An 11,756-nucleotide genomic window follows, 5' to 3' on the forward strand; every position below is an offset into this window, starting at 1 on the left:
ATGTTGTGGCTTATAGTGCCTGGATATGCAGATGGTCCAGTGCATCGGCAAATAAGTATTTGATAACAGCGCCTCTTCCTGAAGCATTATTAATGGCCGTACGTAATGCCGCACGGGATGTTTCGTTTGTGATATGATTCAGGTCTGTAGCTGTACTGCCGGTAGGGGAGTGTTCATTCCATTTGTTAGGAAGGAAGAAGTTACCGCTTGTAGGCAGGTTCTGGAATTCCGGTAGCAAAGTAGGTGGCTGCGTATTAGCATATACCGTGATATGCTTGTTATAAGTGCTGAAGTCGTGGTCTGCACCGGCACCATCAGCATACGGTGGTCTTGGTAAGCCCAGTGCATAACTGCCCGGAGCCAGGTTGTTAATGGCTGCAATTACGGCATCCAGGCATTGCTGCTGGTTGCGTACATCTATCCTGAGGCCGTCTATATGTGTGAGGTCTACACCGGTACCGTTGGAATGATGAGTAGAAGCAGGACGTACATAACTTAAAATACCAAAGGCCGTAGGCGCAGTTTTGTTATGGTCCAGTGAGAAGTAAAGCATTTGCGCAATACTTTGCAACAGGCTTTGGGAAGGCGTGAAGGTATTGCCGTTCAGCGTATAGGTACCATTGGCTTTGATGTGTTCCAGCTGCTGTTTGATATTAGCGGGGATAGCTACTCTGCCGGGGTTAGAGAGGATATCTCCTGCAAACTCCTGTACAGTGCTGCTGTTGGCCCCGGAAACAGCTGGTGTGGTGTCAAAGCGGGTAAGATTGTTATGTTCTATGATCTGAATCAGGGTATTAGCGTAACCCGGATCTGTAGCATAACCGGCTTTGGCAATTTCTTTTGCAAACTGTTTGGCATCATCTGTATGATTAAATGCTTCGCGGTAACGTCCGTTGTTTACGAGGAAGTTCCCATGATCATTAAAGCTCTCTACAGCGTTGGCATAGGCTCTGAAATTATCTTTAACTCTCCAGCGGTATTTGGTATTTCCGCTGTTATCGGTGAATTGTTCGATAGATATTATTTCAGGATAAGGATGTTTGCTTCTGTCATTGTCACTGTGGATCTCAGTGGTTGTTAACAGTTGCTTTTCCCCTGTCCAGGCACTGCCCGCCTTGATACCAAAGAAGTTAAATTTCGGAGCGCTTTTACCCCAGCCTGATTCCAGAGCTGCCTGTGCCAGTGTTACGGATGCGGGCACACGTGTTTGCCGCATGCTATCTATTGCGTTCTGGGAATATTGCTGAATGAAGTCTTCCTGTGCGGAGAAATCGGCTGAGAATCTGATCCTGTCGTCGAAGGAGAAAGATTGTGAAGTAGCCGTGTTATTGTACAGTTCTATTTCAGCATTCCTTCTGTTGATGAGTCCCTGGGAATCTACGAGGGCACCGTTCTTCCTTACTTTTACCCATTTCCTCATTTCTGCTGGTACGGCGGTGTAACTGCCTTCATTGAGGACTTTGCGTAAAGTGGATTTACGGAAACTTTCAGATCCTATATTGTATACAAAGCTCACGAGTGCATCAAACTGGTTTTGATTGAGTGCAACAGTGATCTGGTCATTGATGGTGCGCTGGAAATCACTTACACGGGCCATGAGCAGGTCCGTAGCCTGTTTGTCGCTGATGCCACCAGCATAAGGTTGTTCGGAGGCATCTCCGTTGCAGTTGCCTTTGTGCAGCAGGGTACCGTAACCGATGGTGCAGTGTCCTGCCTGGTCGTTGTACTTCTGTGCGCGGAATCCTTCCAGTTTTTTGATGAGGTCTATACCGTTGGAAGAGATGCTGAGGCTATTGGTGGATAATGAGCTGGCGGTAGCGGTGGTGCCAGATGCGAAGTGTACGATTTGTATTCTGCCGTCCCAGTCCTGGCTTACGCGTACTTCTCTTTCGAATTTCACGAGGAAGTCGGAGAATTTTTCCGGGTAAGTATTGCCTAGTGCGGGATCTGTGATGGTGAGGTTGGTACCTTCGGGGGTACCATCTCCGCGGATAGCGCTGATGATACGGGCGTGAATACCGAAGTTGGCGTCGGAGCCTTCAGCGGTAGTGACCCAGATGGGGCCGTAAGTGCGTAACAGGTGTTCCCATCCGCCTATGGTCAGTGACTGAGGGTATTCCGGGGTAAGACCCGCAGCTTTCAGGAAGGGTATCTTTTCTGCGGCGGAGAGGCCTTCGTTCTTTTTTACTTTATTGACATACATAGTGCCAATGCCGGCCATTACAGTTTCTATAGCGGCAGAACGCTGGTTCTTCCAGCCTATCATCATAGTAGCTACCGTAGCCCAGCATACCATGCCGGTAGGCTGCCTGATAGGGTCTACGATGCCGGGCACCTGGTAGCTGACCGCATCGAACGAATTCGCAAATCTTTCTACGATAGAAGAAGAACGGGCATAACCGTTTTGCCTGCGCTTTCCGGCGCCAAGCTGGCTATTTATTTCGAAGAAACGATTTTCCATGTTGAAAGAGATTGATTATGCTTGAAAAATCCGGATGAGTGTGAGGCATCCTATTTTTATGTTTAGACTACTTTTCCTAATTCAAAGTGCATCCCGTCTTTTTTGCCAAAATGTCCTCCCCAGAAAAAGCCCTGCTGATTAGCGATAGCTACAAGCTCTCTTAAGCAGCCTGTTTGCCCCATTTGGGCCGGTTCCTTACCAAAGCCATTCCAGGGTGCATTGATGTCAAAGGCGGTGCCCCAGGCGTGGTTACTGAGTGGTCTTGGAGAGCGCTGCTGTGTACCACGTATATAACGGGCTGCATAGCCACCTTCAAAAGTCTGTATCCTGTCTAATAAACCCGCCGCTTCCCAGGCAGACCATAAGCGTTTGAGCCTGTCTGCACCAGCTTTGTGGAAGTTGATAGTACCGTTCTGGATGACGTGGCTACCGAAACGTTTCCCGTTTAACTGGGGAATACTGACAGCGGTGATATTATCGTGGTACCAGTTATTTGTAACTCTTATGCCGTCACCATCAAAGGTTGAAGGATCTGCTACAAAGGTGAATGTGCCAAATTCAGTCGCCCTTTCCTGAGAAGTGATAGGGCGTAGATTAGTGGGGCGTGGCGGGAAGTCTTCGGACATCTGTACAGAATTATCCGGAGTTACTGTCGCCACTGTATTTGACCTTTGCTGTTTGTGCATATCTTCCAGGTCATTTAAAAACTCAGAAGGATCAAAGGATTCTTCTTTGCTTACCGGAGATGGTTTATTTACAGGTGCAGTAGCTTTAGGTGCTGCTGGTTTTTTAGGTGCTGGTGTTTCCTCAAACTGATTAAACCGGTTATTCAGTTCTTCTGAATCTATCTGAATAGTTCCTAAATTATATGCATTGGCAAATTGCATATTCTGTGCAATGCGGTCGAATATAGCATGTTCGTTTTTTGTAGGTTCATTATTGGCATGAGCAGGTTGTGGAGAAGGGATAGATTGCTGTTTACCTAAATCCTCCCTGTTAACTGTCTTTTTAGCTACAGGGTCATAGACCTTTTTACCAGATAGAATAGCCTGTAAATCATTTACAATATCGTCTTCTTTGGAAGTACCGGCAGGTGGTGCGTCTGATCCTCTTATCTTCATAAGATCATCCATCAGCTCTGCTGATTCATGCGCATCAGCATCGGGCATATTGTGATCAGAGATATTAGGAGTGTGAGAAGGTGTAGAAGGAATGTAAGATGATTTATCAGGAGATGTATAAGCTGGTCTATCAGCAGGCATATTATTCGGACTATATACATCCGATTTACTATTGGAGAAAGGAGATAATACATCCGTATATAAATCCTGATTCTGACTGACAGGAGAATAAGCGTTCTGACTTGCTGAATAAGATACAGGAGAATAGGATGCTGTATCATCGTACGAAGCTTCATACACTACATACTCCTCATTGCTATCATTAGTAACAGAAGCCTGCACTACATATTCCTCAAAAACATCTCCGTCTTTATCTACAGAAGCGGATACTACATATTCCTGGAAAGGCTCAGTGTCCTTGCCCGGAATTACTTCACCATTATCAAAGCTCTGCGTCATACCTTTTTGTTTCTTCCTGCGCGGTTTATGATGGCCATAATATTCACACAGCAAATCATCGTAAGAAGCGTAAGGCGTATGTTTCTTCCTCATATGAAGTAGCATTTAAAGTCTGATATTCATTTTTACAAGTGTGTAAGGATCGAAAGTCATAATCAGTTCTGATTCGGTTTGCGTAATATGATCTTTCGATAACAGGATCTTCAGCTCATTCGCATTAAATTCCAGTACTTCCGCCAGGTTATTATTAATCACTGTCACGGGCGGGTACTTAGGATTTAATGAGAAGTTCTCTCCCCGTACATGCAGGAAAGGACGATTCTGCTCGTCTATAGAAAGGCTCACTGCACTTACCTTTGGTGGGGTCTGACCCCTTCTCGATTTCTGAATTTCGTTTGCCAGTGTTTTATAATCTATTTCATTATCTGAGGCGCGTTGAATATCTACATGTTTCTTTTCTATCTGTTGTAAATCATCAACAGAATTCACGCCCATCTTCCTTAATTTATTTCTTGTTTTCGGATCTACTCCAATCTCTTCTATTTTGGTATCATTTCTTAACCCACTCATTTTAGTCGTGGCCCTTACCTGCTGATCAGTGATAGAACCTAACTGGATATTCACCTTGGAAGCGCCTTCCTGCCCAGGTTGAGCCGTCGTAAAACGGATCTGGTCCCCATCGAAAGTAGGGAAGATGTTGAGGTCAATAGCAAGGTCCTTCACCGTATAGGTGAGCGGTTTGTTGATGGCTTTGATGGCCAGTGTTTCGCGGGTTTTATCCAGCTCCACTACCAGCGAGTCTACAAAGTCTTCCAGATTCCATGATATGTTATCATTCGCCATGTTCCGGAGGGGTGTATTTTTCAGCTTTTATTGTAATGCTGTGATAAGAAGGTCGGAAGCTGCTGTTCACCCTGTAAAGAGGGGGAACACTGCCTATCCTTACTTTCCCATTTTCATCCACGCTGATATCCAATTCTACGGGGGTGCCGATCTCTATTTCGTATATGTAGGACTGGATACCATGTACATCATCTGTAATTGTAGCCCCGGGGATATCCAGTATTTTGTCTACCAGATCTCCGAAAGGCAGAAAGGCTTCATCTATCATGGCTTTCCGGGTTTAGTAATGGGGTTTAATACCACTTTTACATTCACCTCGATGTCGTATCCATCGAAGGTGTATTCGGTTTCTGTAGTATCTTCTGTATCCTTTTCCATAATTTATTGTTTGTTGGATTTAATACCAAGAATTCTTACACTCACCGGTAATGGGAATTTAACTTTGGTACTGCTTACCTGGTTTACATATCCTTCGGGAGTAAGGGATTCCACTTTGCCGAGGGTGATCTCAAACAGTTTGAATACCGGTACTACCCATATCATTCCCTGCTCGTATGATCTTCCTTTTAATTCGATATTGTAAATCGTTTCTGCGGTATTGGAAGCTGCAAAGTCTGCATTGCGGATAGCGCCAAGTTTTTCTTCATCCAGTGGTACGGAGCCATCCCAGCCATCCAGTAGTTTATTGATCTCTGTGATGCTGAGTTCTATACCAGCTTTTAATTTACCGGAAGTAATATCTTTTATGCTTTCAGGATCTTTTTCATCCATCGATAATTTCGTACCGGTAACACCGTTAGCGGTGTGATCAGCAGATAAGGATACTGTATAACGGGCATCTACTTTCAGTTCCCATAAAGACCTGGATTTACCCAGAGAAGGGGACTGCCATATCTTGTTCCAGAAAGAACGGTAGACTTTCATGTCTGACAGTTCTTTTTCTCCTGATACTGCTTCTCCCTCCTGGTTTTGTACAAAGTAGTTCTGTACGAATACGACAGGTGTATTGCCAATAGCTTTGTATTCTTTTTCACTGGCGGTACGCCAGCGCATTTCTGCAAATACTTCTATGTTTTTATGAAGTGGCATGTTGGATAACTCGCTCTTCATAAATTCAAATTCTATGATGGTGTTTGCCTGTATATCTTTCTTCTTGAAAGTCTTTTCAAACAGTAATTGTTTGGTAGCGGGATCTTTAAAGTAGAAAGTATAGATAGCTTTCGGGAGAGGATTTTTAGGCGCCTGATTTACATTCAGTTTTATTTTAAATAACATCCTGTCGGACAGCTGCAACAGCAATACATCTTTTCCATTACTGGAAGATAGTTTCAGTGATTCGAACGTGAGTATCAACCCATTACTGAGTGTATACGCATGCTGATTCACAGAAAGGGAATACGTCTTCGCAACAGCAACAGCAGGAGTTGTGGGGGCCGGAGCAGCCGGTGGAGCAGCTTGTAACTGTGCAATCAGTTGTGCCAGCACCGCAGGATCTATAGCAGGAGCAGCGTTGGCAGGTTGATTTTGCAGCAGTTGCTGTAGCATGAGCCTGCGTTGTACATCACCGGCTAAGGTGGTCATCAGCTGGTTATTGGCCTGTAGTGTTTGTAACTTGTGCTGATTCGCTGCATTGATCAGTTGTGGCAGCAATTCCATGCCCTGTTTGATGATAGGGCCGGCTAATGTAGCCAGCAGTGCATCATCTATACCAAATACAAAAGGTCTTGAAAACTGGTTGTTAACGGCTTGCGGCTTGTGAAAGCGGTTATGCTCTTCCCGGATGGATTGTTGTCCGCTTAAACCGGGGATGTTAGGCGCTACGGCTTTCATCAAAGCACCCAGTAAACTGGTGAGCAGGGAAGAGGTATCTCCTGCAGGAGCAGGTCCTGCCTTACCAGAGGAACCGGAAGCCCCGTTTGAAGATGCATTCCCGCTGGAAGAATTCCCCGCAGCAGGATTAAGCATACCAATAGCCACTGGTAATACAGCCTTCACCAAACTTCCCAGGATATCTTCTATAGAAGACTGATGCGCCAGATACTGCTCATTATGGGAGATATTTCTGACCGGGTTGAAATCTGTATAACTCATAGTGATGCTACTTGCTCTTGTTAATGGATTAAGTCTGCCTGTATTAATACGTTGCAGCCCCATTGGTATCTTGATCACTTTGGAAACTGCCGGAGAAGTGCCTTGTGCATCTTTCGCACTGAATAACTGTATATAACAGTTTTCACTATCAAAATAATTCTTGGGTATCCGCACTTCTTCTTCACTATCTCCTAAAAAAGTCAGTTTCGTTTTCTGACGAAACGGGGTTTCTTTAGAGATCTCATCTACCCATTTTATACCTGCCCTGTCAATAACCGATTTACCAATCTTAAACCGGTAGAATGTATTGGTACCGATATCAATCTTAAACCGGAAGTCATGACTATCGGCCGATTCCCATTGTAAAATAGCTAAGGCCATGGCAAATAGTTATTAATGGGCCGCAGGTGCGGGAGCGGCAATACCTTGCTGGCCGGGAGCAGGCTTTAATGCTGCTGTACCGCCATCTCCATACATGCTGGCAAAATTATCCAGTCTGAAATAGTCTGTTTTGAACTTAAGATTAACATGCCCTTTCAATGAGGCTGTCATATCATCCGTCGCTTTTTTATCAGAAGTATTTATCTGTATATTGGTGTTGGTAATATCTGTACTCATGGAAGGACCTCCAAAGATGGCTCCCAGTATACCTCCATCCGCTTCTGCGTGTACATTCACGGTATTGATGTTCTGGTCATCATGGTGGGCAGTACTGGCACGGCTCGCCTTAATTGTAAATTCCACAGATGCATCGATTTCACCTTTTTCTACTACCAGGCGGGTAACACCCATCACAATAAGTTCTCTCAATGCAGTACGGTGTTCCTGGGCCATCCTGATTTTAGCTTCGAGAATGTGTTTCTTCACCTCTGCATCTTCCAGATCTTGTTTTTCTCCTTCAGGATTTGTTAAAGCTAATTTACTGCTACCATCTGCCTGTTTCTCTGTGATTACATTATATTGTCCACCACGGGATTCCGCCAATGTTGCAAATGCATCATCATCTTTTATTTTTTTGATGAAGTCGGCAGAAGATTTGGTGGCTTCTTTCATCAGTTTGATATAACTGTCTGTCTGTGTTTTCATCACCTTGAGGTTGGCATCAAACACACCTTTCAGCAGATCAGCCACAAATTTTGGAAAATCTACGGCGTCTACCAGTTCTGTAAAAGCCTTTGTATCTCCTGAAAGTCCGGGATCATACCCTTTATATCCCATTTGTTTACCACTATCCGTTTCCATACTTTCCGCGATACCATGTTTCTTATACTGTTTGGAAGCATAATCATCTATCAGGGATAGATAAATACTTTTCTGATCTTCCAGCCCCATATTCTTAAATACATCGCTGCTACCCAATACTTCTCTGGCCTGTGCTCTGGCGAGTTCTCTGATCTGTGTTTTAGATGGTATGATATCCATAGTTTGTCGTTTAGTATTAATCAAACAATATTTTCTTTAAAAATCCCATTCATCCTTTCCAGCAGCCGGAGCAGATGGTTTTTCAGGGGCGCTGTCTTCATCTCTGTCTCTATCGCGGTTTCTCCGGTGATGCTCAGGTTCTTCCTGTGTATCATCATCGTCTGCTTTGGCCTGTAGTTGCGCCTGGCTGATAATGAAAGCATCCACATTACTGATAAAGTTGGAGAACAGTTTATCATCTTCGAAAGTAGCAGGGTTATAATCGGCTACTGAGTTAAGAATTTCATAACCCAGTTTCGCTTTGTTGTAAAGGATGGTAGTTTTTGGACGCTGGTGTTTCATTCCTTCAAACAGCAGTTCTACTACTTTCCACCAGTTACCACCAGCGGGTACCAGTTGTTTTACTATTTCAGGATGATTAAGAATACGTTTGATGACAAAGTATAACTCATCATAGATGATTGGTGAGATCACATTGGCCATGCCGGAACAATGTGTAGAGAGGTTATACTGTAAATCTTCCACTGCCTGCATCACTGTCTGACGGGATACATAACTATCCGGGTTAGGACTGTCCTGTGCCCGCTGTATGTACTTAGCCACTTCCATGATCAGTGTACGCCAGTATTTAGTGAATTCTTTGTTCACTACTACATCTTCTGTTACCGGTGCATTACCATAATTGAATACCTGTTTGTAGAACATCTGTCGTTCAGCAGGACGGGTACGGTCAACGACTTTACCTGTTTTAAGATGGGTGAATTTGTTGGAGAACACGTATAGTTGCAGATCTTCCCTGAGCTGGCTATCGGCTATCTGTATGTTACCACGAACCATGTATTTATGGGTGAAGTAATTCACTATGCCGAAGGTCTCCAGCTCTTCGCCCAGCGTCATGGAATAGAACATCTGAGCAGCACAGCGGATATTGCTGGTAAGCACCTGTACTACAGCGGCATCATCATCTAAGAAAGTAACACTGTAGTCAGAGGTATCATCATCTGTAGTATCTGTGTCTGTGGAATCATCTTCCCATCCTGGTGTATTTTCTATCTCATTGATAAAAATGGGTAGTAGTGTATCTATATTTTGTTTTGTAACCGGCAGCAGCGAAGATTTGATCTGTTTGATCAGCTTCGGGATCATGGCAACCGGAATATCATTGTAGTATTTGGAGAATTTCAGTAGTTCCAGCTCCTTACTGTTGGATACATAATTGTCTACTACCTTCTGAACAAACGTATTAAAAGACAGTGAGGAAAACGATGGATTACCCTTAAGGATATCCTGGATAATAGGAGCGGATTCGGAATTATATTCTACGTCTACTTTTTCGGCGTGGATGTATTCACGGGCAGCGCTGACCTGTCCGTAGGCAATTACACTGCGGTTACCGGAGCGGTTGCCGAAAATGAAGTTTGTTAAACCATTGATCTCAGTATAACCGGAGTTATAACCCAGTGCCAGCAGGTAGTTCACTACGCCTGGATAGTTGAGGATAGCACGGGTATTGAGATCCAGGTTATTCCAGTTATTGGCTAACCTGTCTTTGAAATCATATTTCAGCAGGGATAATTTATCCTCTGCATCTATATATTCTTCCAGGCTGTAGTTAGAGCTGGTGAGAATATTATTAGCAGTGAAACTGTTTGCGTTAATGGCAATGTAGATGTTGTATAACAAGCTACCATCTTCCCATTGCTGTTCGTCCTTGTGTTTGTTGGTGAAGCGCCTTGCCTTGAGAGGAGCGGTGATAAACTCTTCAATAGGAACGCTGTCTGGTCCCATCCAGCTGTCGTCATCTTTTGTGAAGATAGGTTTGCTTAAGAGAACCTCCATGTACGCCAGTTGCTCTTTAACATTAGCGTCAATGTCTGCATTGACACCATTAGTGGTAACATTTGTTCTGCGTATTTTAACGCCATTGGACGTAGGGAAGAAATTGAGCGTTGCCATTGACATTTTGTTTAAAGAGTTTATGATAAAATAGCGTTTAATAGTTTGAATGAATCTGCCAGGTTTAATAAGCCGTAACCGGCCCTTTGGTCCCTTACTTTGCTGGTAAGCCTGTCGGATGTGTTTCTGAGTATATAATTGATTTCCTCGTGTGTCAGTTTTTTGCCCTTTTCATAGGCATACGATTTCAGCAATGCCACGGAGCCACTCACAAAGGGAGAGGCCTGGGAAGTGCCGGAAGACATCGCATAACCATTGTCCAGATAAGAGCTGTAGATGTTGGAACCGGGTGCTACAACGGTGATGCTGGCACCATAGGAAGTGAAGCCGGTTACCTGTCCGCTGTTATCAACGGCGCCTACTGCAAATACGTCATCCAGTGCGCCCGGATAGTACTTTTCATCGGTACCATCATTGCCACTGGCTGCTACTATTGTCACATTTTTGCTGAGTGCGTATTTCACCACATCTTCGTGGGGGAGTCCGCCCCCGGAGTGTTTAATACCCAAACTCATATTGATCACATCTGCGCCGTTATCCACGGCCCATTTGATGCCATTGTTGATATTGTCTATGATGCCTGCGCCTACTATCCGGTTACCGCTTTTCATAGCCGCTAATACTCTTACTACCATGAGGCTGCAGGAAGGGCATACGCCTTCATTCATCTTTATTCCTTTGGCTGCCAGAATACCGGATACGTGAGTACCATGTCCTACCTGGTCTTCCGGCATGGCATTAATGTTCAGTACATCTCCGATGAAAGAGGAAGTATCGAGTCCTTGCAGGTCTACGAAATTCTTCCTCAGTACAATTTTATTTTCCAGTTCGGGGTGATTGAAGTTTGCGCCTGTATCTAAGACGGCTACACGTATATCTTTTACTCCTTTTGTCCATTGCTTTGCATAAGGCAGATAGATCATATCGCCCGGGTCGGTTGAGACCAGGGCCATAGCGCCAGCCACTTCTCCGGGAAATTCTGTAGTGCCTATCAGCAAAGGTCTTAGATCGGTTACAAAGGGGAGTTGTTTTATTTGTTGGGTCATATTCTCCGGCAGCTTTCCATCCTGCTGTAGTATGAGGCGGTAGGTGAGGTGGAAGCCGGCATTCATTTCATCCTGGCTCCATAATGGGCGGGTATAGGGTTTGTATTCCCGGGTAGTCCAGAACTTATAATTATTAGCAGCAAATATCCTGTCGATTTCAGGGTGAAACCGTTCTACGATGTTCGTTTTATCATTGATAAAGTCGAGCCAGTAAGGTACCTGTGCAGGGATTTGATCCTGCACATCAGCCACAACTTTAATGATTAAGTGCTCTTTCATATACACAGTAGTGATCGCATAACGGTGTGTTATACGCCAATAAAAATATGATCGGTATTTCTGCTATGGCAGCAGCTT

At 44.4% G+C, this 11,756-nt stretch carries 8 protein-coding genes; all 8 read right to left on the reverse strand.

Features of this window, described 5'->3' with window-relative positions:
- Positions 1–10 precede the first annotated feature (10 nt).
- The 8 genes from BMW86_RS29285 to BMW86_RS29320 all read right to left on the reverse strand — a co-directional run bounded on the left by BMW86_RS29285 (position 11) and on the right by BMW86_RS29320 (position 11,678).
- A complete protein-coding gene (locus BMW86_RS29285) occupies positions 11–2,461 on the reverse strand; it encodes a glycoside hydrolase family protein (RefSeq protein WP_089787000.1) in 2,451 nt (816 codons plus the stop codon).
- 62 nt (positions 2,462–2,523) lie between these two features.
- On the reverse strand, positions 2,524–4,134 hold the full coding sequence (locus tag BMW86_RS29290; RefSeq protein WP_177189433.1) for a M15 family metallopeptidase: 1,611 nt from the start codon (positions 4,132–4,134) through the stop codon (positions 2,524–2,526).
- 12 nt (positions 4,135–4,146) lie between these two features.
- Positions 4,147–4,884, reverse strand: a complete 738-nt coding sequence (locus tag BMW86_RS29295; RefSeq protein ID WP_089787004.1) for a hypothetical protein — start codon at positions 4,882–4,884, stop codon at positions 4,147–4,149.
- Positions 4,874–5,152 (reverse strand): hypothetical protein, encoded by a 279-nt coding sequence (locus BMW86_RS29300; protein ID WP_089787006.1) that lies wholly within the window; start codon positions 5,150–5,152, stop codon positions 4,874–4,876. The genes BMW86_RS29295 and BMW86_RS29300 overlap by 11 nt, the downstream gene beginning before the upstream one ends.
- Positions 5,153–5,265: 113 nt before the next feature.
- Positions 5,266–7,356 (reverse strand): hypothetical protein, encoded by a 2,091-nt coding sequence (locus BMW86_RS29305; protein ID WP_089787007.1) that lies wholly within the window; start codon positions 7,354–7,356, stop codon positions 5,266–5,268.
- A 12-nt stretch (positions 7,357–7,368) separates the two neighbouring features.
- The gene (locus tag BMW86_RS29310; RefSeq protein WP_089787009.1) at positions 7,369–8,397 is read right to left on the reverse strand and encodes a hypothetical protein; all 1,029 of its coding nucleotides are present in this window, start codon (positions 8,395–8,397) and stop codon (positions 7,369–7,371) included.
- A 36-nt stretch (positions 8,398–8,433) separates the two neighbouring features.
- Entirely contained in the window at positions 8,434–10,353 is a 1,920-nt protein-coding gene (locus BMW86_RS29315; RefSeq protein WP_089787011.1) for a hypothetical protein, read from the reverse strand.
- A gap of 20 nt (positions 10,354–10,373) precedes the next feature.
- A complete protein-coding gene (locus BMW86_RS29320; RefSeq protein WP_089787013.1) occupies positions 10,374–11,678 on the reverse strand; it encodes a S8 family peptidase in 1,305 nt (434 codons plus the stop codon).
- Between the last annotated feature and the right edge of the window lie 78 nt (positions 11,679–11,756).

The organism is Chitinophaga sp. YR573 (assembly GCF_900110995.1).
Taxonomy (GTDB): domain Bacteria; phylum Bacteroidota; class Bacteroidia; order Chitinophagales; family Chitinophagaceae; genus Chitinophaga.